Source organism: Microbacterium esteraromaticum, assembly GCF_900163815.1.
Taxonomy (GTDB): Bacteria; Actinomycetota; Actinomycetes; order Actinomycetales; family Microbacteriaceae; genus Microbacterium; species Microbacterium esteraromaticum_B.
This window is the reverse complement of record NZ_FUKO01000012.1, coordinates 140,558-165,455: the sequence shown is the minus strand read 5'-3', so window position 1 is coordinate 165,455 and position 24,898 is coordinate 140,558. Positions and strand designations below refer to the sequence as shown.

22 protein-coding genes are annotated in these 24,898 nt (G+C 66.7%); 17 read left to right on the top strand and 5 right to left on the bottom strand.

Annotation, left to right across the window (positions count from 1 at the left end; translation table 11 throughout):
- Window positions 1-14: 14 nt before the first annotated feature.
- The 6 genes from FM104_RS04120 to FM104_RS04095 all read left to right on the top strand — a co-directional run bounded on the left by FM104_RS04120 (window position 15) and on the right by FM104_RS04095 (window position 6,274).
- The gene (locus FM104_RS04120) at window positions 15-941 is read left to right on the top strand and encodes a proteasome assembly chaperone family protein (protein WP_087130186.1); all 927 of its coding nucleotides are present in this window, start codon (window positions 15-17) and stop codon (window positions 939-941) included.
- 165 nt (window positions 942-1,106) lie between these two features.
- Window positions 1,107-2,447: an RNA polymerase sigma factor gene (locus tag FM104_RS04115; RefSeq protein WP_087130185.1), complete on the top strand. Its 1,341-nt coding sequence runs from the start codon at window positions 1,107-1,109 to the stop codon at window positions 2,445-2,447.
- Window positions 2,444-3,763, top strand: a complete 1,320-nt coding sequence (locus tag FM104_RS04110) for a MurT ligase domain-containing protein (protein ID WP_087130184.1) — start codon at window positions 2,444-2,446, stop codon at window positions 3,761-3,763. Before FM104_RS04115 ends, FM104_RS04110 begins: the two co-directional genes overlap by 4 nt.
- Entirely contained in the window at window positions 3,760-4,533 is a 774-nt protein-coding gene (locus FM104_RS04105) for a hypothetical protein (RefSeq protein ID WP_087130183.1), read from the top strand. The genes FM104_RS04110 and FM104_RS04105 overlap by 4 nt, the downstream gene beginning before the upstream one ends.
- Before the next feature lie 14 nt (window positions 4,534-4,547).
- On the top strand, window positions 4,548-5,243 hold the full coding sequence (locus FM104_RS04100; RefSeq protein WP_087130182.1) for an alanine racemase C-terminal domain-containing protein: 696 nt from the start codon (window positions 4,548-4,550) through the stop codon (window positions 5,241-5,243).
- Complete coding sequence (locus FM104_RS04095; RefSeq protein ID WP_087130269.1) at window positions 5,240-6,274, top strand: alanine racemase; 1,035 nt, start codon at window positions 5,240-5,242, stop codon at window positions 6,272-6,274. Before FM104_RS04100 ends, FM104_RS04095 begins: the two co-directional genes overlap by 4 nt.
- Before the next feature lie 72 nt (window positions 6,275-6,346).
- Here FM104_RS04095 and FM104_RS04090 read toward each other — a convergent pair whose 3' ends face one another.
- Complete coding sequence (locus FM104_RS04090) at window positions 6,347-6,559, bottom strand: DUF7455 domain-containing protein (RefSeq protein ID WP_087130181.1); 213 nt, start codon at window positions 6,557-6,559, stop codon at window positions 6,347-6,349.
- A 170-nt stretch (window positions 6,560-6,729) separates the two neighbouring features.
- Between FM104_RS04090 and FM104_RS04085 the strand changes: the two genes are divergently transcribed.
- Window positions 6,730-8,850: a DNA gyrase/topoisomerase IV subunit B gene (locus tag FM104_RS04085; protein ID WP_087130180.1), complete on the top strand. Its 2,121-nt coding sequence runs from the start codon at window positions 6,730-6,732 to the stop codon at window positions 8,848-8,850.
- On the opposite strand, the gene FM104_RS04080 is transcribed toward FM104_RS04085, so the two are convergent.
- Window positions 8,837-10,069, bottom strand: coding sequence for a glycosyltransferase (locus tag FM104_RS04080; RefSeq protein ID WP_087130179.1), 1,233 nt, complete (start codon window positions 10,067-10,069; stop codon window positions 8,837-8,839). The genes FM104_RS04085 and FM104_RS04080 overlap by 14 nt on opposite strands.
- A gap of 51 nt (window positions 10,070-10,120) precedes the next feature.
- On the opposite strand from FM104_RS04080, the gene FM104_RS04075 reads away from it, so the two are divergent.
- From FM104_RS04075 to FM104_RS04060, 4 genes are read left to right on the top strand one after another with little or no spacing between them, the layout of a single operon-like run.
- Complete coding sequence (locus FM104_RS04075) at window positions 10,121-11,146, top strand: NAD-dependent epimerase/dehydratase family protein (RefSeq protein WP_179206663.1); 1,026 nt, start codon at window positions 10,121-10,123, stop codon at window positions 11,144-11,146.
- On the top strand, window positions 11,143-11,940 hold the full coding sequence (locus FM104_RS04070) for an MBL fold metallo-hydrolase (protein ID WP_087130178.1): 798 nt from the start codon (window positions 11,143-11,145) through the stop codon (window positions 11,938-11,940). The genes FM104_RS04075 and FM104_RS04070 overlap by 4 nt, the downstream gene beginning before the upstream one ends.
- A complete protein-coding gene (locus FM104_RS04065; protein ID WP_087130177.1) occupies window positions 11,940-13,241 on the top strand; it encodes a F390 synthetase-related protein in 1,302 nt (433 codons plus the stop codon). The genes FM104_RS04070 and FM104_RS04065 overlap by 1 nt, the downstream gene beginning before the upstream one ends.
- Complete coding sequence (locus FM104_RS04060; protein WP_179206662.1) at window positions 13,228-14,160, top strand: 3-oxoacyl-ACP synthase III family protein; 933 nt, start codon at window positions 13,228-13,230, stop codon at window positions 14,158-14,160. The genes FM104_RS04065 and FM104_RS04060 overlap by 14 nt, the downstream gene beginning before the upstream one ends.
- Window positions 14,161-14,218: 58 nt before the next feature.
- Here FM104_RS04060 and FM104_RS04055 read toward each other — a convergent pair whose 3' ends face one another.
- Complete coding sequence (locus FM104_RS04055; protein WP_087130175.1) at window positions 14,219-16,666, bottom strand: DNA gyrase/topoisomerase IV subunit A; 2,448 nt, start codon at window positions 16,664-16,666, stop codon at window positions 14,219-14,221.
- 83 nt (window positions 16,667-16,749) lie between these two features.
- On the opposite strand from FM104_RS04055, the gene FM104_RS04050 reads away from it, so the two are divergent.
- A complete protein-coding gene (locus tag FM104_RS04050; RefSeq protein ID WP_256971514.1) occupies window positions 16,750-17,877 on the top strand; it encodes an alkaline phosphatase family protein in 1,128 nt (375 codons plus the stop codon).
- Window positions 17,878-17,931: 54 nt separating this feature from the next.
- Here the strand turns inward: FM104_RS04050 and sepH are convergent, their stop codons facing one another.
- Window positions 17,932-18,963 (bottom strand): septation protein SepH, encoded by a 1,032-nt coding sequence (gene sepH / locus FM104_RS04045; RefSeq protein WP_087130174.1) that lies wholly within the window; start codon window positions 18,961-18,963, stop codon window positions 17,932-17,934.
- A 205-nt stretch (window positions 18,964-19,168) separates the two neighbouring features.
- On the opposite strand from sepH, the gene FM104_RS04040 reads away from it, so the two are divergent.
- Window positions 19,169-19,462, top strand: coding sequence for a DUF4193 domain-containing protein (locus tag FM104_RS04040; RefSeq protein ID WP_087130173.1), 294 nt, complete (start codon window positions 19,169-19,171; stop codon window positions 19,460-19,462).
- A gap of 69 nt (window positions 19,463-19,531) precedes the next feature.
- On the opposite strand, the gene FM104_RS04035 is transcribed toward FM104_RS04040, so the two are convergent.
- Entirely contained in the window at window positions 19,532-20,005 is a 474-nt protein-coding gene (locus FM104_RS04035) for a DUF3093 domain-containing protein (protein ID WP_256971513.1), read from the bottom strand.
- A gap of 18 nt (window positions 20,006-20,023) precedes the next feature.
- Between FM104_RS04035 and dut the strand changes: the two genes are divergently transcribed.
- From dut to acnA, 4 genes are all read left to right on the top strand, one after another.
- Entirely contained in the window at window positions 20,024-20,473 is a 450-nt protein-coding gene (gene dut, locus FM104_RS04030; RefSeq protein WP_087130171.1) for a dUTP diphosphatase, read from the top strand.
- Window positions 20,470-21,057, top strand: coding sequence for a DUF3710 domain-containing protein (locus FM104_RS04025; RefSeq protein ID WP_087130170.1), 588 nt, complete (start codon window positions 20,470-20,472; stop codon window positions 21,055-21,057). The genes dut and FM104_RS04025 overlap by 4 nt, the downstream gene beginning before the upstream one ends.
- The gene (locus FM104_RS04020; RefSeq protein ID WP_256971512.1) at window positions 21,054-21,776 is read left to right on the top strand and encodes a DUF3159 domain-containing protein; all 723 of its coding nucleotides are present in this window, start codon (window positions 21,054-21,056) and stop codon (window positions 21,774-21,776) included. Before FM104_RS04025 ends, FM104_RS04020 begins: the two co-directional genes overlap by 4 nt.
- Window positions 21,777-21,952: 176 nt before the next feature.
- Window positions 21,953-24,787, top strand: a complete 2,835-nt coding sequence (acnA, locus tag FM104_RS04015) for an aconitate hydratase AcnA (RefSeq protein ID WP_087130169.1) — start codon at window positions 21,953-21,955, stop codon at window positions 24,785-24,787.
- Window positions 24,788-24,898: the final 111 nt, after the last annotated feature.

The following is a 24,898-nucleotide window of genomic DNA, read 5'->3' as shown; positions in this document are numbered from 1 at the left end:
CGTAGCATTGATGCATGCCCTCTTCTGCAGAGCTGTACGAGTCGATCGCCGGCGCACCCGACGTGCCGACCGGATTGCCGTTGGTCATCCTGCTCACTGGCTTCACCGATGCTGGCAACGCCGTGTCGAACCTCATCGAGCACCTGTACGCGACCACCGAGCCGCAGCCGCTGATCGCGTTCGATAACGATGTGCTGCTCGACTACCGTGCGCGACGGCCGGTCATCGTCTTCGACCAGGACCACCTGAGCGAATATCGTCCAGCCCGTCTCGACCTGTCGCTCGCGCATGACGCGCTCGGGCAGCCGTTCCTGCTGCTGTCCGGCTATGAGCCCGATTTTGCGTGGAACGCCTTCACCGAGTCCGTCGTGGGGTTCATCGATGCCTTCCAGGTGTCGACGGTCTCGTGGGTGCATTCGATCGCGATGCCAGTACCGCACACGCGGCCACTGGGCACCACTGTGAGCGGCAACCGTCGCGAACTCGCCGCTGCGCATTCGGTATGGCGCCCGCGCACGCAAGTGCCGGCAACGGTCGGACATCTGCTGGAGTACCGACTTGTCGAGCACGAGGTGCAGGTGGCCGGTTTCGTGCTGCTGGTGCCGCACTACCTCGCCGACACCGACTACCCCGATACCGTGATCGCTGCAGCCGACAAGCTCATGCTGGCCACAGGGCTGGTGCTGCGCATGGATGACGTGCAGGCGCGACGAGACGAGTACTTCGAGCGCGTCGATGAGCAGCTGCATGGAAGTGATGAGCTGATGCAGATGGTGCACACCCTTGAGCGCCGCTATGACGCCTATATGGCGGGTCGGGATGAAGACGGCGAGGACGCCGCGTTCGACGAGCGCGATCTGCCCAGCGCCGACGAGCTCGCCGCCGAGTTGGAGCGCTATCTCGCCACCCGCCGCCCCGGCGACGACGAGAAGCACAGCTGAAACGGCACGCGGAATCGATCAGAAGTAAGCCGGACGCTGTCGGGTGTGTGATAATGGACGTCTGACCCGTTGTCAACAGGCGATTTCATCGTTTCTGCTTGACAAGGGTCTTACTAGTGTCCGAAATGGCCCGGAGCGCGTGCACCGCTCCGTGAAAGGCGAAACGTGACTCCTGCCACGACCAAGAAGACCCGGACGACCACCAAGAAGACTGCGGCTGCAGAGGTCGAGACCCCCGAGACCGACGACGTGGTCGTCGAGAAGGCTGCAACCGCCGCCAAGAAGGCTCCGGCCAAGAAGGCGCCTGCGAAGAAGGCTCCCGCGAAGAAGGCATCCGCTGCGGAAGCCGAAGTCGACGAGAAGACTCCCGCGAAGAAGGCTCCGGCGAAGAAGGCTCCCGTGAAGCGCGCGAGCCGCAAGAAGGCCGAAGCGCCCGAAGTCGACGAAGAGGCCGTAGACGCGGCGGCCGAAGCCGACGAAGAAGAGGGCGACAAGAAGCCCGCCTTCACCGAGCCGCTGCCCACCGGCGCGATCGTGATCTCCTCCGCCGATGAGGACGATGCCCCGGTCTATTCGACGCAGATCACCGGCGCCACCGCCGATCCGGTCAAGGACTACCTGAAGCAGATCGGCAAGGTCGCACTTCTGAACGCGGCTGAGGAAGTCGAACTGGCGATGCGGATCGAGGCGGGTCTGTTCGCCGAAGAGAAGCTCTCGTCGATGACCGCGGCCGAGAAGTCGAAGCAGCTCGGCCTCGACCTGCAGTGGGTCGCCCGTGATGGCCACCGCGCGAAGAGTCACCTTCTCGGTGCCAACCTGCGTCTGGTCGTCTCGCTCGCCAAGCGCTACACGGGCCGCGGCATGCAGTTCCTGGATCTGATCCAGGAGGGAAACCTCGGTCTCATCCGCGCGGTCGAGAAGTTCGACTACACCAAGGGATTCAAGTTCTCGACCTACGCGACCTGGTGGATCCGTCAGGCGATCACCCGCGCAATGGCTGACCAGGCGCGCACCATCCGCATCCCGGTGCACATGGTCGAGGTCATCAACAAGCTCGCCCGCGTGCAGCGCCAGATGCTGCAGGACCTCGGTCGCGAACCTACGCCTGAGGAGCTCTCCCGCGAGCTCGACATGACGCCGGAGAAGGTCGTCGAGGTGCAGAAGTACGGCCGCGAGCCGATCTCGCTGCACACGCCGCTCGGCGAGGACGGCGACAGCGAATTCGGTGACCTCATCGAGGACACCGAGGCTGTCGTGCCGGCAGACGCTGTCGGATTCACGATGCTGCAGCGGCAGCTCGAGCAGCTGCTCGACTCGCTGTCGGAGCGCGAAGCGGGCGTTATCCGTATGCGCTTCGGCCTGGGCGACGGTCAGCCCAAGACCCTCGACCAGATCGGCGACACCTTCGGTGTGACGCGTGAGCGCATCCGTCAGATCGAGTCGAAGACGATGGCGAAGCTGCGTCACCCGAGCCGCTCGCAGTCGCTCCGGGACTACCTCGAATGATGTCGAAGACACCGCAGGCCCGCTCAGCCGGCCTGCGGTACGTCTTCCCGGTGCTGGCGGGCAAACTCGCACGTTTTGCGACCCGTCTGCGCGGGGGAGGCTCCGCATTCCCCGGTTACCTCACCAACCGTCTCGCGCCGACGCTCCTGCCCACGCTGGCTGACCAGTTCGGCTACGGGGTCGTCTTCGTTCTCGGCTCGAACGGCAAGACGACGACCACGCACATGATCAGCGAGGTGCTGCGCGCGCACGGGCTCAGAGTGTTCACGAACCCGACGGGGGCGAACCTGCCGCAGGGCGTGACCAGTGCACTGCTGGCGGATGCCACGCTCACCGGTCGCATCCGCGCCGATGTCGCCGTGCTGGAGGTCGACGAGGGCTACGCGGCTGATCTCGCGGATCAGCTCTCGCCCGCGGTCATCCTCTCGCTCAACGTGCAGGTCGACCAGCTCTACCGGTTCTACGAGACCGAGCGCGTCGCCGACATGATGCTCGAGGCCTCGAAGCGGGCGAACGCGCATGTCGTCGTCAACCGCGACGACCCCTATCTGAGCAAGATCGATGTCGACGCCATGCCGGCTCCGGTGACCTTCTTCGGCGTCGCCCCCGAGATCGTCGCCGCGGCTGCGCACGGCCTGGCCAATGCCGCCGACACCCGCAGCGGCAATGCCGGTATTCAGGCCCGCGACGCCTACGCCGAGGTGCGCAGCGTGCAGGGACGCGACATCGATGTGCACGTCGGAGGCGTGGACACGCAGGTGCGACTGCCCGCGCGAGGCCTGCACTATGCAGCGGATGCCGCAGCAGCCCTGGCAGTGGCCTCGCATGTTCTCGGCGGCGCCTTCTCCGCGGACTCTGCGGCTGATGGCTTCGCGCGCATGGCTCCTGCCTACGGTCGCGGCGAGGTGATTCCCCTGCGCGGGGATCCCGCTGGCGAGCAGGTCGAGTTCGTGATGTTCAAGAATGCGCCGAGCCTGCAGATGAACCTGGACGCGCTGGATGGCACGCCGGAGCACTCGCTCATCGCCATCGATGAGGGAACCCCCGACGTCTCGTGGCTCTATGACGTGGACTTCGACGCACTGCAATCCGTCGACGTGGTCACCGGCGAGAAGGCCTACCAGCTGGCACTCGCACTGGAGCACGCGGGCGTCCGCATCGGCACTGTCGAGCCTGACATGGAGAAGGCCGTCGCACTGATGCGAGAGTTCCCGAAGACGACTGCGGGGCGACAGACCTGGTTCGTCAACTACGAGCTTATGATGATCGGCCGGCGGATTCTCGGCCACGGCGACCAGGAGGTGGCCCGCCGATGACTGCCACAGTGCGCATCGCGCAGCTTTACCCGGCGACGCTGGGCTTCACCGGCGACCGAGGCAACGTCCGCGCTCTGCGAGTGCGTCTCGAGCACGCGGGCGCGACGGTCGAGTTCTTCCCGGTGGCCATCGGGGATGAGCTGCCGGACGGCCTCGATATCATCATCATCGGCAATGGGCCGCTTTCCGCCATCCGCAGCGTGCACACCGATCTGCTCGCCCGGGGCGACAGCATCCGGGCGTTCGCGGCGAGCGGTGGCGCGCTGCTCGCCATCGGTGCCGGTGCCGAACTGCTCAGTCGCGGGATCACGACGCTCGACGGGGAACTCATCGAGGGCCTCGGTGTCTTCGATCTCGACGTCGTGCGCACTCGTGACCGCAAGGTCGGCTACATCGTGGTCGACACCTCTGTCGGCACCGTGCTGGGCTTCGAGGACCACGCGAGCGAATGGACCTTCTCCGACCCGACGCTCGGCTTCGGCCGAGTGGTCTCCGGTCGCGGCAGTTTCGCCGTCTCCGCCACCGCTGGCGAGACCGCACGCGGCGAACTGGTACGGGCGGGCAACGCCTTCGCCTCGAACGTGCAGGGCCCGCTGCTCCCGTTGAACCCGAATCTTGTTCGCGAGATTCTCACTGCGGTTCTGGCCCGCCGTGAGCTCGTGCTCGACCTCGACCGCAATGTCGAGTCGCTGGACAGCCACGCTGCCGGTGCGCGTGCCACGATCGAAGCGCTCGTGCACGGCAAGGGCTTCAACACGATTCAGCTCTGAAGTCAGGAGGCGACATGGTGGGAAGCAGCGCAGCACCGCGAGTGCTCCTCTCCCGCGGTGCTCTCGCGCAGAATGCCGCCACCGTACTCGCGGCCGGAGGCGTCGTAGATCTGCGACACGAGGCATTCGGCCACGGCATGGTTGAAGTCGCGCGCATCGTCACGGATGCGGGTGCCGAAGCGGTCATCGTCGACTCACCCGACGATGTTGCGCGCCTTGGCGCCGACAACATCGCGGCGAGAACGGACGGTCGGGGAAGCATCGACCCGCACCAGCTGTTCGGCATCCCGAACAGCACGGCGCTGCTGGACTCGGTCCCGGTGATGCGGCTGGAAGGGCGCGTGCTCTCCACCAAGCCACTGCACGCCGGCGAGGCTGTCTCCTACGGCTACACGCACCGTGCCGCATTGGATTGCCGAGTGGCGCTGGTCACCGGCGGGTACGCGCAGGGAATCCTGCGGGCGCTGGGAAACCATGCGGATGTCCAGATCGGCGAGCGCGTCTTCCCGGTCGTAGGGCGCATCGCGATGGACGTCTGCGTCGTCGATCTCGGCGACAGCGATGTGGATGCCGGGACTCCCGTCGTCTTCTTCGGCGGAGCAGGGCCGCTGCGCGGCGCATTGGCGCAGTGGTCAGAGGTGACCGGCCTCACGGCGCTCGAGATGGCCGTCGTCATCGGAAGTCAGGGAGACCGAGAGTGGAGCGCATGAGCGTGCCTGTGCTGGAGATCTCGCGCGGCGCGTTCCGGGCGAATATCGCTGCTGTCCGCGCACGCATCGCGCCGTCGGAATTGATGCTCGTCATGAAGGACGATGCGTACGGACACGGGATCGAGTGGGCAGCGGCGGAAGCTGCCGCAACCGGGGTCACCTGGTTCGGCGCGTATGACGTGCCGACCGCACAGCGCATCCGCTCGCTGACTGACGCCCGGATCTTCGCGTGGGCGCCATCGAATGACGAGGAAGCGGATGCCGCTATCACTGCTGGCATCGATCTCGGCATCGGTTCGCTCGAGTACCTTCACGCGGTGATCGCGGGGGCAGCTCGTCAGAACTCGTGCGTGCGGCTGCATCTGAAGATCGATACCGGACTGCACCGCAACGGCTTCCGCCCCGAGGCGTGGGACGAGGCGGTAGCGGTTGCGAGAGCCGCCGAAGAGCGCGGCATCGCCCGCATCGTCGGCGTCTGGAGTCACTTGGCCGAGGCGAGCGACGCGGAGGACGACGCTGCGCGCGCTGTGTTCCGGTGGGCGGTGCAACGGGCTGAAGACGCCGGTGCGCGCCCCGAAGTGCGGCACCTCACCGCTTCCGCGGCCTCATGGTGGCGACCCGAACTTCGGGAATCGCTGAGTCGGATCGGGGCGTTCTGCTACGGCATCCGGTCGGCTGACGGGCCCGCGCTGGCGGGAACCGCACCGATCTCGCGGCTGACGGCTGCGGTCGACGCCGTCGATGACGGCCGCGTGACGCTGGGCATCGGCTCCTTCCACGGTGTGCCATCGACTCTGCGCGGGGCACGCGTGGCGACGCCAGCAGGTTTGCGGGAGATCCTCGAGGTCGATGGGGCGAGCACTGCCGTAGAGGCGTGGCCGGGTGCACACATCGGCCAGCGCATCATTGTGTTCGGAACGGGTGCCGACGGTGAGGCGGATGCCACAGCACTCGCCGAGCGCATCGACACCGTCGGCGAGGAGATCCTCACCCGGCTGACTCCGGCTGTGCGCCGAGTCGTCGTCGACTGAGGCGAACTCAGCCCTGCAAACGGCTGGGCGCCGCCAGGTGCACCCGACAACGGGCCACGGCGGTGATCTGGCTCAGGGAGCTTCGACGAGACGCGCGGTCTCGTCGTGCCAGCTGGTTGCGACGCTGCGCAGCTTCTCTTCGTATTTGCGGCCGTGGTGCGCGCAGAACAGCAGTTCCGAACCGTTGACCTCGGCAGCGATATAAGCCTGTGCCCCGCAGGAATCACAGCGGTCTATCGCGGTGAGGCGGAACTGGACGGTGTCTCGCTCAGTCGTAGCGTTCATCTCGGTACCTCCTCGGGTTGTTGAGTCTTGCTCAATACAACCACGCCCGCTCTCAGGTCATGCCCGGTTTGCGGCGTGTTTCGCTGTACGCGTACGGCGGAGCCACGGGCTCGATCACGGGGGAGTGTCGCGGCCCCGCGAACCGAGCGGTCGAAATAGACTCGAACATTGTGACCTCCGAGTATTCCGCCCATCATCTCCAGGTGCTTGAAGGCCTCGAAGCCGTCCGCAAACGGCCCGGCATGTACATCGGGTCGAACGGCTCGCCGGGGCTGATGCACTGCCTGTGGGAGATAATCGACAACTCCGTCGACGAAGCCGTGGCAGGCAACGGCTCCCGGATCGACGTCGTGCTCTTCGAGGACGGCAGCGTGCAGGTCGCCGACCGCGGGCGCGGCGTGCCGGTCGACGTCGAGCCGCGAACCGGACTCACCGGGGTCGAGGTCGTCTATACGAAGCTGCACGCCGGCGGAAAGTTCGGCGGCGGCTCGTACGCGGCATCCGGCGGTCTGCATGGTGTCGGCGCTTCTGTGGTGAACGCGCTCTCCGAGCGGCTCGACGTGGAGGTCGATCGCGGCGGCAAGACCTACGCGATGTCATTCCGGCGCGGTGAACCGGGCATCTTCACTGACGACGGCGATCCGCGGCCGGATGCTCCTTTCAGCCCGTTCTCACAGCGCAGCGAACTGCGTGTGATCGGCAAGGTCGCCAAGGGCGTTTCGGGCACCCGCGTGCGTTACTGGGCTGACCGTCAGATCTTCACCAAGGATGCCGCCTTCCAGCTCGGCGAGCTCGAGAACCGGGCGCGCCAGACGGCGTTTCTCGTTCCCGGGCTGGAGATGTTCGTCCGCGATGAGCGACCTTCGACACGCGCAGGTGCCCAGAGCGGGGCAGAAGACGCTGAGAACGGCCCGGTCGAGACCTCGTACCGGTACGACGGCGGCATCGCGGAGTTCGTGGAGTATCTGGCATCCGACGCTCCCATCACCGACACGTGGCGCCTGCAGGGATCCGGCTCGTTCTCCGAGAACGTCCCCGTGCTGCAGCCCGACGGGCACATGAAGACCACCGAAGTCCAGCGCGACTGCCAGGTCGACATCGCGCTGCGCTGGGGCACCGGGTACGAGACCACGATGCGCTCCTTCGTCAACATCATCGCGACGCCGAAGGGCGGCACTCATCAGCAGGGATTCGAACAGGAGCTGCTGAAGACGCTCCGCACCCACGTCGAGCAGAACTCGCGACGGCTCAAGGTCGGCAACGACAAGCTCGAGAAGGACGACGTGCTGGCCGGGCTCACCGTCGTGCTGAACGTGACCGTTCCCGAGCCGCAGTTCGAAGGGCAGACGAAGGAAGTCCTCGGCACCCCCGCGGTCCGCACGGTCGTGTCGAAGGTCGTTCGCCAAGAGCTCGCACAGCGCTTCACCTCCACGAAGCGCGATGACAAGAACCAGGCGTCGATGCTGCTCGACAAGATCGTCTCCGAGATGAAGGCGCGCGTCTCGGCACGCGCGCACAAGGAGACGCAGCGGCGCAAGAACGCGCTGGAGTCGTCTTCGCTGCCGGTGAAGCTCGTCGACTGCCGTTCCAACGACGTCGCGCAGAGCGAGCTCTTCATCGTCGAGGGCGACTCGGCCCTGGGCACGGCGAAGAACGCGCGCACCAGCGAATACCAGGCACTGCTGCCCATTCGAGGAAAGATCCTCAATGTGCAGAAGGCCTCGATCAGCGACATGCTGTCGAACGTCGAGTGCGCGTCGATCATCCAGGTGATCGGCGCGGGGTCCGGCCGGTCCTTCGATCTGTCTTCGGCGCGCTACGGCAAGGTGATCCTGATGAGCGATGCCGATGTCGACGGCGCGCACATCCGCACCCTCCTGCTCACGCTCTTCTTCCGCTACATGCGGCCGCTGATCGAAGACGGCCGCGTCTTCGCGGCCGTGCCGCCGCTGCACCGTGTGATCGTGATCAATCCGGGTTCGAAGCCGAACGAGACGATCTACACGTACAGCGAGCAGGAGCTGCACACACTTCTGGCCAAGCTGCGCAAGCAGAACAAGCGCTGGCATGAGCCGATCCAGCGCTACAAGGGCCTGGGTGAGATGGATGCCGACCAGCTCGCGACCACGACGATGGATCGCGGCGGTCGTCTGCTGCGGCGGGTGCGGATGGAAGACGCCGAGGCGGCCGGCCGGGTGTTCGAGCTGCTGATGGGCAATGAGGTCGCACCGCGTCGCGAGTTCATCATCGAATCGTCCGACCAGCTGTCCCGTGAGGCTATCGACGCCTGAGATCAGGCCGTGCGGCGAGCGCGCGCTGATAGACGGCTATCAGCGCGTCGAGGTGGGTGTTCTGCGCGATGCGCGGGCGATGTGCGGTTACCGCTGCACTCATCGTGCGAACGAGCGCCGGGTAATCGCGGAGTCGGATGAGAGCGGCAGCGAGGCCTTCGGCGTCCGGCGCGCTGGTGACGAGGTGGCCGCCGGGCGGCAGCGCCTCGGCCAGATCAGGGTCGGCGACGATGACGGGGAGGCCGGAGGCGATCGCCTCCAGCAGCACCATCGGCTGGTTGTCGAAGTCCCAGGAGGTCGATACCAGCACGTGCGCATCGCGCATGCCCGCCAGCACTTCGGCCTGCGGAACCGAGCCGTGCACGCGCAGGCGTCCATCGGGGAGCGCCCGGGCCCGTCGCTGCACGATTCGGCGGGAGACGCCATCGCCGTACATATCCACGGCGATGCCGGGAACCCGCGTGACGGCATCCAGGAACACTTCCGGCCGCTTCTCGGGCGACACCCGCCCGCACCAGGCGACCCGCAGCAGCTCTCCGGGGATGCGACTGCGCACCTCGGGCTCGCCGATCGTGTCGAGCACGGATTCTTCCAGACCGTTCGACAACACGGTGATCGGCGTCGTGACGCCGTGATCGGCGAGCTTGCGCGCGAAGTGCGCCGAGGGAACGATCACCTGATCGGCGCGGTTCGCGTGCGAACGCATGAGCCGCCACATCTGGCGGGCGCTCCGCGTGCGCGTATAGGGTCTGCGCGGCCCACTGAACGGCTCGTGGCCGCCGAGCCCGCGACGGTGCATCCAAGCCAGCAGCGGCGCCGTCAGCGCCGGCAGGGGCAGCACCGAGTGCGTGTAGACATCGATGCGGCCGTGCATCGTCTGCACCACGGGGATGCCGAGTTCCGCCGCCGTGCGCAGGCCCGCAAGCGCTGCGAACATCTCGGTGTGCACATGCATCACGTCGATATCGAGGCGAAGCAGCTCGGCGCGCAGCACATCCGCCGCTGCCTTCATGGGCCAGGTGAACGGGTAGCCGTCCGGGGCGAATCCGCGCGCGCTCGGCAGGCGGATGATCCCGGCATCCTTGCTGGGCTCAGCCAATGGGGCGAAGACCCAGACCTCGTGACCGGCGGCGGTCAGCGCTTCGCGATGCGCCTTGATGACGGTCTGCACGCCGCCCAGCGTCGGCAGGTAGTAGTCGGTCACGAGGGCGATGCGCACCGCTCCAGCCTATTGCGGCTCACCGCGCGTGCATGGCCTAACATCGGGGTTGTGCCCGCCGCTGACTCCCGTGTTCTCGTCACGGGCGCAACTGGCTTTCTCGGCGGCGCCGTGCTCGAGAATCTCGCCGCTCACGGTCATGAGGCCTTCGCCTCCGGGCGGAACGCGGAGCTGCTGACGCGGCGCTCGGACAGCGCCCACAGCGTGCGCGGTGACCTGCGGAGCCTCGCGGCAGCGCGCCTGGAGGTCGATGCCGTCATCCACTGCGCGGCGCTCTCCACGCCGTGGGGGCGCTGGCGCGAATTCCAGGCAGCCAATATCGACGGCACGCGCGCGGTGATCGACTTCGTCCGCCGCAACGGCGTGCGCCGGCTCGTGCACGTCTCCTCGCCGAGCATCTACGCGGCACCCCGGCACCGGCTCGACATCAGCGAAGACGATGTGGACGAACAGAACCGGTTGAACGGCTACATCCGCTCGAAGATCGCCGCCGAGCGGATGCTGCAGCGAGCGCACGCCGCGGGCGACATCCCGGAACTGGTGATCATCCGCCCGCGAGGGCTCATCGGCGTGGGCGACCCGAGCCTGATGCCGCGGATGCTGGAAGTGCACGACCGCATCGGCGTTCCGCTGCTCGGGGGCGGACAGCATCCGATCGACGTCACCGCCGTCGAGAACGTCGCACACGCACTGCGCCTCGCCCTCACCGAGGGCGACCCGGACGGCGGCGTGTACAACATCACCAACGGCGAACCCCGCGCGTTCCGCGAACTCCTCACCGGCCTGCTCACCCGCATGGGCATCACGCCGCGACTGCGCCCGCTGAACCGGCGAATGGGATGGATGCTGGCATCCGCCCTCGAAGGCGCGTGCACGGCGCTGCCATGGCATCCGGAGCCTCCGCTCACGCGATACACCTTCACGACCATCGCCTACGCGCAGACGCTCGACATCAGCCGGGCGCGCACCGAGCTCGGGTATGCGCCCGAGGTCTCGCTCGACGAGGCGCTCGACCGCGTCGCGGCGCATCTGAGCGAGGAACGGCGCGCACGTGTTGACCAGGGGCGTGCCGCATGAGCACCAGCCTTCGGCACTACGCGTGCGGCCGCACCTCGCACAACCTTGCGCAGATGTTCCGCGGTTCCGCCAGCGAGCGCCGCCAGTTTCCCTCCGGCGTGTTCCTGTTCGACGCGGGACCCGACCGCCGAGTGCTCTTCGACACCGGCTACGCGACCGGTGCCTGGAATACCGGGCTGCGCGGCGCCGCGTACCGGCGTCTGCTGCCCCCGGTCGTCACGGATGCAGACGACATCGCCGTGCAGCTGGAAGCGGATGGGGTCGACCCTGCGACGATCACCCACGTCGTGCTGTCTCACCTGCACCCGGACCATATCGGGGGAGTGCGCCGCTTTCGCGATGCCCGGTTCATTCTCACCGCAGGCCAGCAGCAGACGCTGGCCGCACCGCGGCTGCGCGAAGGGTTGCTGCCAGGGCTGCTGCCGGAGTGGTTCCCCGGGGCGGATACGATGATTCTCGCTCCCGATGATTTCACGACGCTGTCGGTCGGGTCCGCAGTACTGCGCGTGTTCGACCTCTTCGGAGACGGCAGCTACCGGATCGTCGACCTGCCTGGCCACGCAGCCGGGCACGTGGGAGCGCTCGTCGAAGGATGTGTGCTGATCGCTGCTGATGCCGCGTGGGGAGCGGACCTCATCGCCGACATCCCTCAGATGCGCACCGTACCGCGCGCGGTGCAGCACGACTACACCGCGTACGTGCGCACCGGCGAAGTGCTTGCCGCGGTCGCCGATGCCGGCATCCGTGTCGTGTGCAGCCATGACCCGGTGACATCGATCGAGCTGCTCGCCTGATGTCTCGAGTGCGGGTGGTTCGGGAGTTCATCGCTGTGCGATGGCTGCGCCGTTTGCGCACACGGGCCGCCGTGCAGCGCAGACAGCAGCGGATGCTGCGTGCGCATCTGCGCTTTCTGGTCGTTCACTCGCCGTACTTTCGTCAGCTCACCGGAGGCGCCGTGCCGAAGCTCGGCGAACTGCCGCTGATGGACAAGGCGGTGATGATGTCGAATTTCGACGCACTGAACACCGTCGGGATCACCCGGGATCATGCCGAGGAGCTCGCCATGGCCGGGGAGCGCAGCCGTGACTTCGCCGACGAGCTTGACGGGTGCTCGGTAGGGCTCTCCAGCGGCACCAGTGGGCATCGGGGACTGTTCGTGGTGAGCCGGGCGGAGCGCGAGGCGTGGGCGGGCACGGTGCTTGCCCGCACGCTGCCCCGCGGGAAGATCCTCGGTCACCGGATCGCCCTGTTCCTGCGTGCGGACAACACGCTGTACGAGAGCGTCGCCTCGCGTGCAGTGACCTTCGAGTACTTCGATATCTTCGATGAGTTCGCCGGCAACCTGGCCCGCCTCGAGGCGTTTCAGCCGACGATCCTCGTCGCGCCCCCGTCGGTCCTGCTGCAGATCGCCGCGAGTGCGCCGGTGGGCACGCAGTCGCTGCAGAAGGCGTATGCGGTGGCCGAAGTGCTCGAGGAGATGGATTCGGCTCGCATCCGCTCCGCTCTGAAGCTGGACGTGCTGCACCAGATCTACCAGTGCACCGAGGGCTTTCTCGCGCACACCTGTGAACTCGGCACCATACATCTGAACGAAGACGCGGTCCTGTTCGAACGCGAAGAGCTCGGCGACCACCGCTTCGTGCCGATCGTGACGGACCTGCGCCGTCGTGCGCAGCCCATCGTCCGCTACCGCCTGGGCGACATCCTCCGTGAGCGGTCGACCCCGTGCCCCTGCGGCAGCGCCCTTACGGCGATCGAGCGCATCGAGGGACGGGAGGGCGACACTCTGCTCCTGGCTGGCGCTGACGGCGCATCGAAGCCCGTCTTCGCCGACGTCCTCAGCCGCGCGCTCCTGTACGCAGACGGGTTTCTTGACTATCGCATCGTGCAGACCGGAGCCGCGCGACTCGAGATCGCGCTGGACAGCGATGATCCTGAGGTGCGTGCGCGCGTCGCCGCAGAACTCGCCGCCGCGTTGACAGGGCTGGGCTGCCGGGTACCCGATATGGCTTTCACGATGTACCGTCCGGATGGGCAGAACAAGATGCGCCGCGTGCGACGCGACTGGAGGGGGAACCTCGATGAGGGGTTGTGAGATCGCAGGGTGGGGCCGCGTGCTGCCAGAATGCGTCACGCGTTTCGGTGACCAGGTGCGCTACCGCATCGCAGACGACACGAGCCATCTGGACATGCTCGCTGGTGCGTGCCGACGGGCACTGGATCACGCCGGAATGACCATCGACGACATCGATCTCGTGCTGGGGGCAGCGGCTGCGGGAATCCAGCCCATTCCGTGCACGGCAGCGCTGGTCTGGGAGCGACTCACGCGCCGCGGCCACGCGGCGGCCTTCGACGTGAACTCCACCTGCACGAGTTTCATCACCGCGCTGGATGTCGCATCGCGGTACCTCGAGGCGGGCGACCACGAAACGGTCCTGGTGTTCTCCGGCGACGTCGGATCTCGCTTTCTCAACCCCGCGCAGAAGGAAAGCTACGAACTGTTCAGCGACGCCGGTGTCGCCGTCGTGCTGCGCCGTTCGAAAGACGGCGCCACCGGGGTCATCGCGAGCCTCCAGCAGACCTGGCCCGCCCACGCCCATGACACCGAGATTCGCGGCGGGCTCTCGCATTCGCCGGCTCAGGCGTTCGCCGGCTCAGATCCGGCCGACTACCTGTTCGACATGGACGGGCGACGGGCGCTGCTCGGGATGATGCGCGTGCTGCCGGAGTTCTTCGCCCGCTTTCACGAGCGCTCCGGTCTGGAATACGACGACATCGACCTCTGGGTGCCGCATCAGGCGTCCGCGGCGCTCGGGCCGATGCTTGACAGGATCGGCATTCCCGCTGATCGGCGCATCGACGAGGTCGCCGCGTACGGGAATATGGTCTCAGCATCCGTGCCGTTCATGCTGACGCGAGCGCTCGATGAGGGGCGTGTGGGGTCAGGTGACACCGTCGTGCTCTGCGGCACAGCTGCGGGGCTGACCGCGAACGCGCTGGCACTGCGACTCTGACGGGGGACGGGCTCTTCGACAGGCTCAGGGACCCGGTTTGCAGCCGGGACCCGTTGGGTCAGGACCCGAGTGCTGCGCCGATCGAGCCGATCACGGCATCCAGAGGCTGCCCCGAGGCGTCGCGCCGGGCACCGGCCGCCGGAAGCGTGCGGGCCGCGCCGTCAGGTGCGACGGCACGCAACTCCGCCGATCCCACCCAGGCCAGAGTCAGTCGGTCCTCGCCCTTCAAGAACGAGTGCGCCCGGACGCCGGCTGTCGCCCGACCCTTGGCTGGGAAGTCGGCGAGTTCAGAGACCTTGGCTCGTCCGGCATCCGTCCCGACGAGCACGCCGTCGGCTCCGGAGACCGTCACGACGACAGCATCGTCCGTGCCGGTGACAGCGGTGAACGCGATCACCTCCGCGCCTGCCGAGACCTTCATCCCGGTCATGCCACCCGCGGCCGCTCCCTGTGGACGCACCGCGGAGGCGCCGAAGCGCAGCAGCCGCGCGTCAGAGGTCAAGAAGGCGAGTTCGGCGGAATCGGGGGCGGATGCTGCGCCGACGACCGCGTCACCGGGTTTCATCGAGATGATCTCCAGCTCCGGCTTGTTCGTCGGCAGCGTCGATGGCACGAGACGCTTGACGATGCCGCTCTTCGTGCCGAGAGCCACCGGAGTACCGTCATCGAACCGGATCAGAGCGAGGATGCGCTCACTCTTGTCGAGCAGGCCGATGTAGTCGCGCAGCGGCACACCCGCGGAGAGATGCACGGATGCCGGAGGCATCGAGGGCAGATCCACCGGAGAGAAGCGCAGGACGCGGCCGGCGGAGGTCACCGCGCCGATATCGGTGCGGGTGGTGGTGACCAGCGTCGAGAGGATCGCATCGTGCTTGCTGCGGCGCGCGGATACGGCGAGATCCTGACCCTCGGCGAGATCAACGCGCACCGCGCGTCCGGTCGTCGATAGGACGACGAGCGTGGGGGAGTCGGCCACCTGCAGGTCGACCTCGCCCTTGACCGCCCGCGGCGTGGGCGGGGCGGCGTTGAGGAGCATTGTCCTGCGTGGCGTGCCGAACATCTCTGAGGCGGCTTCCAGTTCGCGGATCACCTGCCCGCGAAGCAGAGCATCACTGGCCAGCAGCGCTTTCAGCTCTGCGATCTCGGCAAGAAGCTTGTCGCGCTCGGCTTCGAGCTCGATCCGCGAGAAACGGGTGAGACGGCGCAGTCGCAGCTCGAGGATGTACTCGGCCTGCAGCTCGGACAGATCGAACACCGAGCGCAGACGCGTGCGCGCCTGTTCGGAGTCGTCCGAGGAGCGGATGACCTGGATGACCTCGTCGATGTCGAGAATCGCGATGAGCAGACCGTCGACGAGGTGCAGACGCTCTTCGCGGCGTGCCAGTCGATACCGGCTGCGGCGCGTGATCACCTCCAGGCGGTGCTGCACGTATACCGACAGCAGCTCCTTCAGCCCGAGCGTCCGCGGCTGGCCGTTGACCAGGGCGACGTTGTTGATGCTGAACGAGTCTTCGAGGGGGGTGAGGCGATACAGCTGGGCCAGCACCGCATTCGGATCGAAACCGGTCTTGATGCCGATCTGGATCTTCAGCCCGTGGTTGCGGTCGGTCAGATCGTTGACGTCGCTGATGCCCTGCAGCTTCTTGGACTGCACGGCGTCTCGCAGCTTCGCGATCAGCCGCTCGGGTCCGATCATGTAGGGCAGTTCGGTGACGATGATTCCGGTGCGTCTGGGACCGAGCGGTTCGATCGAGACCTTGCCGCGCACTTTGAGCGCACCGCGGCCCGTCGTATAGGCGTCCTTTACACCGTCGAGCCCCATCAGGATGCCGCCGGAGGGAAAATCGGGTCCGGGCACGAACTTCATCAACTCTTCGGTGGTTGCATCCGGGTGCTCGAGCAGATGACAAGCGGCCGCGATCACCTCGATGAGGTTGTGCGGCGCCATGTTCGTTGCCATGCCGACCGCGATGCCACTCGCGCCGTTCACCAGCAGATTGGGGAAAGCCGCCGGCAGCACCGATGGCTGCTGGAACTGGCCGTCGTAGTTCGGGATGAAGTCGACGACTTCCTCGTCGAGTCCTTCGGTCATCGCGATCGAGGGAGCGGCCAGTCGCGCCTCGGTGTAGCGGGCGGCAGCGGGGCCGTCATCGAGCGATCCGAAGTTGCCGTGCCCGTCGACCAGCGCGACTCGCAGCGAGAACGGCTGCGCCAGACGCACGAGCGCGTCGTAGATGGGGGCGTCGCCGTGCGGATGCAGTTTTCCCATCACCTCGCCGACCACGCGCGCGCTCTTGACATGCCCGCGCTCGGGCCGCAGTCCCATTTCGGCCATCTGGTACAGGATGCGGCGCTGCACGGGCTTGAGCCCATCACGGGCATCGGGCAGTGCGCGCGAGTAGATCACCGAGTAGGCGTACTCAAGGAACGACCCCTGCATTTCGTGGGAGAGGTCGATGTCCTGGATGCGCTCCTGGATGGGCTCGGACGGCGAGGACTTTGGCATGGACTTCCTGCATGACGCTCGGTGCGGACTCGCAACAGCGCTCGGGCGCGGTGCGTCGGGCCGCCTGTGAAAGACTGACCCGGATGTCTCTCATGCTACCGTCCAGCCTCGAGTCGACGCGGAACATCACCGGGGTGGCGCACCAGATGCTTGCGTCGCTGCGTGGTGCTTCCAGTGACTTGCCGGCGGCTCGATCGGTCGTCCTCGTCGTCGTCGATGGGCTCGGAGCGATCCCGCTGCGCGCGCACTCGGGCCATGCCCGCACGATGGCATCGGCGATGGCGAAGAAGGACGTCGCGATGTCGGTCTTCCCGACCACGACGGCGGCAGCCCTGACGAGCCTGCTCACCGGCGTCGCCCCCGGCGAGCATGGTCTGGTCGGGTACCGTGTGCTTGATCGCGCGCGGGATGCGCTGGTCAATCAGCTCACCGAATGGAAGAGCGTCGGCATCGACCCGCTGACCTGGCAGTCGGCGCCCACCATCTTCGAGCAGGCGACCGCAGCCGGCCACCCGGCGTTCGTCGTCGGCATCGCCGCCTACGCCGGGAGCGGATTCACGAGCGCGACCCTGCGCGGCGCGGAGTTCCACCCGGCCGCCTCCGTGGCTGATCGCGTCGCACTCGCATGGCAACTCGCAGACGCGCACGATGGGGCACTCGTCTACTGCTATCTGCCCGAGGTCGACAAGGCCGGGCACAAACACGGCATCGATTCGGGGGAGTGGGTCGCAGCCCTGGAGGATATCGACGCTGCTCTGGCACTGCGTGTGCCCGATGGGGTCGGTGTGCTCGTCACGGCCGATCACGGGATGGTCGACGTGCCTGTTCACAAGCAGCTGGTGCTGGATTCCGCCGGGGGCTGGCACGACGGCATCCGCCATATCGGTGGTGAGCCGCGCATGCTGCACGTGTACGCCGAGCCCGACGCCGATCAGAGCGAGTTGCTCGCCCGCTGGCGGCAGGACCTGGATGGCGTCGCTGATGTCGTGAGCCGTGCCGAGGCGATCGACGCCGGACTGTACGGTTCCCCCGTCACGGATGCTGCTCGCAGCCGGATCGGCGACATGCTCGTCATTTCACGCTCGAACGTCGCGATCTACGACGGCGAGGCCGCCGACCAGCGCGGCCGCGCGATGGTCGGGCAGCACGGCGGGCTGACACCGGAGGAATGGCGCGTGCCTTTCATCCGTCTGGGAAAGTACCGGCGCTGAGACCGGCGTCCATCGCGACAGCGAAGGACCGCCTCTTCTTCTGCGAGTCGGAGCTCACTCGTCGGTGCGGGCTCCGAAGACGATCTCGTCCCACGAGGGCATCGCATTGCGCCGCTTGCGCCGTCCGCTCGACGAATCGACGGGCTCGTTGCGGGGAGCCGGTGCCGGGTCGTCTTCCGGCTCCGATTCGTCTTCGAGAGCATCGAAGAGCGCGATCGGGGCCCCTTCGTCATTCTCGGCATCATCGAACAGCGGTGCAGACTCGCGCTGACCGCGACGGCGCCGCAGTGCCTCGAGCAGATCGGCGGTCTCAGCGCTGGTGTGGTCCTCGTCCGGGGCCCGGCGGGCAGCGGCATCCTGCACTGCAGAGCTCGATTGCGCGGGAACGCCCGCATCTTCGGTCTCATCCTCGAGCGTCGGCAGGAGCCGAGGTCCGAAAGCCCCGGAGTCGAATCGACTGTCGTCCTTGTACGGAGAGACCCGCTCGGCATCGATGGCGCGCAGCCGGGGGATCAGCCCGTCCGGCAGCGAACCCTGGCGTGAGAGCTGGGTCGCGTCCGCGTTCAAAGGAGCGAGTGTGCTGCGGCGGGGGTCGAACGTCCACCGCGCATCGTGTGCGACGTCATTCGCCGTGAACTCGAGTTTGACGGTCCAGCCGGTCTCGTCCTTCCAGCTCGCCCATCGCTCATCCGTCGCCTCGAGGTCGGCGAGCTTCGCCCGAACGGCGACGCCGAAGGTGGGCTGGGCGTCCGGCTCGACTTCGCTGCCGATCAGCACGGGGACGGCAAGGGCCTGACCGACGATGTGCTCGCGCTCGGCGAGTACAGGACCTTCGAAGCGAGCCACATCGGATTCGCTCACACCGAGCAGCGCGGCCACCTCGGTGGCCGACAATCCGGCGCGGATCTGCGCTTGGATGTCGCGCGGGCTGGCAGCGAGACGAGCGGAGGTCGGCTCTGCCTCCCGGGTCGCTCGACGCACCTCACGATGCAGCACATCGTTGATGGGCAGCGCGAAGCGCTGACCGGACTCGGTGGCGAGGACGAGGACGCCCGCTTCTGTTCCGACGATGGTGACGTTTTCCATGCGAATGCCCCTCTGATGGGTGTGCATTCATGCTGTCATGACCACCTGCGCACACGTGGGAATACCGTGGGCGCGCCGTGAGTTTCCCCGTACGAGCAGGAAGCATTTGCGAAATGGCTCGCGGTCGTGCAAACTATGGCCGCTGATCACCCGAATTGGCACATCCCAAAAACCCACTCGTACCACGGAAGTGGAGACTTACCGCATGGCAACCGACTACGACGCGCCCCGCAAGAGCGAAGACGACTCTGAGTCGATCGAAGCGCTCAAGGAGCGTGTGCCGGACAACCGATCCGGCTCCGGCGACGTCGAGGACTCGGACAACCCGCAAGGGTTCGAGCTCCCCGGTGCGGACCTCTCAGATGTGGAGCTCGACGTTGTCGTGCTCCCCGCCCAGCAAGACGAGTTCACCTGCATGAGCTGCTTCCTCGTGAAGCACCGCTCGCAGCTGGACCACGAGGGCGCTGCGGGTCCCATCTGCAAGGAGTGCGCCGCCTGACGCACTCCTCCCGACCACGTACGCGCCCCCGGCCTCTCGGCTCGGGGCGCGTTCTGTGTCTCTGAGCGACTATTCGGCGGCGCTGATGCGGCGCGCCGAGCGGATCGCGGCGCTCAGCCGATCCGGGGTGCGAGTGGTGACCGTCCAGCTGTTCATCGGATCGGCGGGGTCGGTCACCGGCACGACGACGACGCCATCGATTCCGCCGCGGAAGAGGTGCCAGCCATCTCGTGCGATGTCGCGGGTGCGCTTGTCGCGGGCATCCTGCCCGGTGAACTGCTCTGGTTCGCCCAGCCATTGCGCGTCGATGTGCGCGCGTCCCGCACGGAGCACTGATCCGGTCACCGACACAACCGGGGACAGCACGATGCTCATCACGACGAGCACCAGCGACACGGCGCCGCCCAGAACCAGTGCGACGCTCGTGTTCAGCGGGACGAACACCAGCGAGACCATGGGGCCCACCAGCGCGATCGTCACCAGCATCCACAGGCTCGGGGTCAATCGTTCGCGGTAGATCACTCGCGCGACCTGATCGTTCATCTGCATTAGCCTCATGGGGTGACTCATTCCGTTGCCGTTCCCATTATCGCCGCGAACGTCCCGTTCTATGCCCACCCCGGAGACGCAGGTGCGGATCTCGTCTCGACGGAGGCGGTGCGACTGCAGCCGGGAGAGCGTGCACTCATCGGCACCGGCGTGCGAATCGCGCTGCCCGAGGGGTTCGCGGCGTTCGTCGTTCCGCGCAGCGGGCTCGCAGCCAAGCACGGCATCACCGTCGTCAACTCGCCCGGCACCGTGGATGCGGGGTACCGCGGCGAGATCAGGGTGAGCCTGCTGAACACTGACAGCAACGACGCGTACGATGTGTCGGTCGGTGATCGAATCGCCCAGCTGATCGTGATGCCCGTGGTGCAGGCTCGATTCGAACCCGTTGCCGAGCTCCCGGAGAGCGTTCGCGGCGACGGCGGCTTCGGCTCCACCGGCTATACCCAGGGAAAGAGCGAATGACTGAAGAGATCGAACCCACGTTGAAGTCCGCGCCGAGCGATCGCGGCACGGCGGGACCGTTCGACGATGCCGAGGCGAATCCTGTCCGGCCGTACATCGACCTCGGCGGCATCAAAGTGCTGCCGCGAGAAGGTCTGAACCTGCGCCTCGAGGTCGAGGAGCAGACCAAGCGCATCGTGGCCGTGGGCCTGGACTACGTCGGATCCTCGCTGCAGGTGCAGCCGTTCGCGGCACCGCGCTCGCGCGGTCTGTGGGAAGAGACCCGCGTGCAGCTGCGCGATCAGATCCGCACGCAGGGCGGTCGCGTCGAAGAGCGCGAGGGTCCGCTGGGGAAGGAACTGCTGGCGGAGGTGCCCGCTACCGCGGCCGAGGGGTCGGGCATGCGCCTGGCCCGTTTCGTCGGTGTGGATGGGCCTCGCTGGTTCCTTCGAGGTGTGATCGGCGGCGAGGCGGCATCCGACCCGGAAGCCGCCGCACAGGTCGAAGAGCTGTTCCGTTCGCTCGTCGTGGTGCGAGGCGGGTCTCCCATGCCTCCGCGCGACCTGATTCCCCTGAAGATGCCGTCCACGCCGGGTTCGGCGTGACCGAGCATTCTTCGGCAGCATCCGAGGACGGCGCCGAAGAAGACCCGTCGGCCGCAGAGATCTTCGGCACGGCGCTCGGCTCGGCTGCGCGTCGCGCCGGGATCGATCCGGAAGCCGAGCAGACCACCGGGCAGATGGTCTGGCAGGTCATCGGCGGATGGCGCGGCATCATGGAGTCCGTTCTCCCGCTGCTGACCTTCATCGTGACCTACACCGTCACTCGCAACCTGCTGCTCGGCCTCGGCCTGTCGGTGGGTATCGCTGCCGTCTTCTCGGTCGTGCGCCTGGTCATGAAGTCGCCGCCGGTGGCGGCGCTGTCCGGGCTGATCGCAGCGGTCATCGCCGCGGGCCTGCCGCTGTTCACCGGTCGCGCCGAAGACCAGTTCGTGATCGGCTTCATCACCAACATCGCCTACGGAGCCGCCTTCCTCGTCTCCGCACTCGTGCGGTGGCCGTTGATCGGCGTCGTCGTCGGGTTCCTCACCGGAGAGGGTCTGAGCTGGCGGAAGGATGCCACGAAGCGGCGCGTCTTCGCATGGCTGTCGGTCGCCTGGGCGCTGCTGTTCCTGCTGCGTCTGGGCATTCAGCTGCCGTTCTACTTCCAGGGCGACGTTGCGACACTCGGAACAGTGAAGATCGTGATGGGCATCCCCTTCTTCGCAGCGCTGCTCGCGATCACCTGGCTGGTGACACGCCGGCTGTATCCACGCGAGAGTTAGCCTGATCGGCCGAGCCTTCTGGTAGATTTATCTTGACATCAAGATAAATTTCGGGCTTTCGCTGAAGCACGGAGCGGCGCACACTGGTAAGGCACGCCTTGCTAGCACTCGCGCTCCATCGGCGAGCAAGATGGAGTCGCCTGTCGCATCCATCAGATTCAGAAGGAGACGGATTCGTGTCCACGGTGAACAGCTTCGGTGCCAAGAGCACCCTGACGGTCGGCGGCACCGACTATGAGATCTTCCGGCTCGACACCGTTCCCGGTTTCGAGAAGCTTCCCTTCAGCCTCAAGGTGCTCCTGGAGAACCTGCTTCGCACCGAGGACGGCGCGAACGTCACCAAGGCGCAGATCGAAGCGCTGGGTTCCTGGGATGCCGCCGCAGAGCCGACGACAGAGATCCAGTTCACGCCCGCGCGGGTGGTCATGCAGGACTTCACGGGAGTTCCCTGCATCGTCGACCTCGCCACGATGCGCGAGGCCGTCACCGACCTGGGTGGCGACCCGAACAAGATCAACCCGCTCTCGCCCGCAGAGATGGTGATCGACCACTCCGTCATCGCCGATCTGTTCGGCACCGAGGACGCGCTCGAGCGCAACGTCGAGATCGAGTACGAGCGCAACGGCGAGCGCTACCAGTTCCTGCGCTGGGGTCAGACCGCGTTCAACGACTTCAAGGTCGTGCCCCCAGGCACCGGAATCGTGCACCAGGTCAACATCGAGCACCTCGCCAAGGTCATCTACGACCGCGAGGCAGACGGTGTGCTACGTGCCTACCCCGACACCTGCGTCGGCACCGACTCGCACACGACCATGGTCAACGGCCTCGGCGTGCTCGGCTGGGGCGTCGGCGGCATCGAGGCAGAGGCGGCCATGCTCGGCCAGCCAGTGTCGATGCTCATCCCGCGTGTGGTCGGGTTCAAGCTCACCGGCGAGATCCCCGCCGGCGTCACTGCGACCGACGTCGTGCTGACGATCACCGACATCCTGCGCAAGCACGGAGTGGTCGGCAAGTTCGTGGAGTTCTACGGCGCAGGCGTCGCCTCGGTGCCGCTGGCCAACCGCGCCACCATCGGAAACATGAGCCCGGAGTTCGGCTCCACGGCTGCGATGTTCCCGATCGACGACGTGACCCTCGACTACCTGCGCCTGACCGGTCGCAGTGACGAGGCCGTCGCTCTTGTCGAGGCCTACGCCAAGGAGCAGAAGCTCTGGCACGACCCCGAGACCGAGCCCGTCTTCAGCGAATACCTCGAGCTCGACCTCGGCACCGTGGTGCCGTCGATCGCCGGCCCGAAGCGTCCGCAGGACCGCATCCTCCTCTCCGAGGCGAAGGCGCAGTTCGAAAAGGACATCATCGGGTACGCCACCGCGTCGACGAACAACGACATCGTCGACCTCGAGTCGAAGCACTCCTTCCCGGCATCCGACCCCGGGGCCGTTCCCGGTGAGGAGAGCGAGCACACTCGCGAGGTGCACATCAACTGCGGTGCTCCCGTGCACGCGTCGAAGCCCGTTCCCGTCACCACCCCCGACGGCGAGAAGTACATCCTCGACAACGGCGCGGTCACCCTCGCGGCGATCACCTCGTGCACGAACACGTCGAACCCGTCGGTCATGATCGCGGCTGGCCTGCTTGCGCGGAAGGCGCGTGAGAAGGGTCTGAAGCAGAAGCCGTGGGTGAAGACCACGCTCGGCCCCGGTTCGAAGGTCGTCACCGACTACTACGAGAAGTCGGGTCTGGACAAGGACCTCGAGGGTCTCGGGTTCTACACCGTCGGCTACGGCTGCACGATCTGCATCGGAAACTCCGGCCCGCTGATCGACGAGGTCTCGGCGGCAGTCAACGACCACGATCTCGCAGTGACCGCAGTGCTCTCCGGAAACCGCAACTTCGAGGGACGCATCAGCCCCGACGTGAAGATGAACTACCTGGCCTCACCGCCGCTGGTGGTCGCTTACGCACTGGCGGGATCGATGCACTTCGACTTCGACACCGATGCGCTCGGCCAGGACACCGACGGCAACGATGTCTTCCTGAAGGACATCTGGCCGGCAACGGACGAGGTCCAGACGATCATCGACTCGTCGATCTCGCGCGAGCAGTTCATCAAGCAGTACGCCACCGTCTTCGACGGCGACGAGCGCTGGACGAGCCTGCCCACGCCGACCGGTCCGATCTTCGAATGGGACGAGAACTCGACGTACGTCCGCAAGGCACCGTACTTCGATGGCATGACGACCGAGCTCACTCCGGTCGCCGACATCTCCGGTGCCCGCGTGCTGGCAGCGCTCGGCGATTCGGTCACGACCGACCACATCAGCCCGGCCGGCAACATCAAGATCGGCACACCGGCAGCGAAGTATCTCGAGGAGCACGGCGTCCGGCAGAAGGACTTCAACTCCTTCGGCTCGCGTCGCGGCAACCACGAGGTGATGATCCGCGGCACGTTCGCGAACATCCGCCTGCGCAACCAGCTCGTGCGCGCTGTCAACAACGGCGCCGAGGTCGAGGGCGGCTACACCCGCGACTTCACCCAGGCAGAGGGACCGCAGTCGTTCATCTTCGATGCGAGCGAGAACTACCAGGCAGCCGGTGTACCGCTGGTGATCTTCGGCGGCAAGGAGTACGGCTCCGGCTCATCCCGTGACTGGGCGGCCAAGGGCACCAGCCTCCTGGGCGTCACGGCGGTCATCTGCGAGAGCTTCGAGCGCATCCACCGGTCGAACCTGATCGGCATGGGCGTCGTTCCGCTGCAGTTCCCTGCCGGCGAGAGCTGGGAATCGCTCGGTCTGGACGGCACCGAGGTCGTGTCGATCACGGGCCTGGAAGAGCTGAACAACGGCACGACGCCGAAGACGGTCAAGGTCACAGCTACCCCGAGCGAGCACTCGCCCGAGGGCAAACAGCCCGTCGAGTTCGACGCTGTCGTACGGATCGACACACCGGGTGAAGCCGACTACTACCGCAACGGCGGCATCCTGCAGTACGTGCTGCGGTCGCTGGTCTGAACGCAGAACTGATGCAATGAGGGGCTCGGATGCTACGGCATCCGAGCCCCTCGTCTTCGGCTTGCTTTCGGGTCCGGGCAGTAGACTGAAAACTCGGATCGCGCGGCCGCG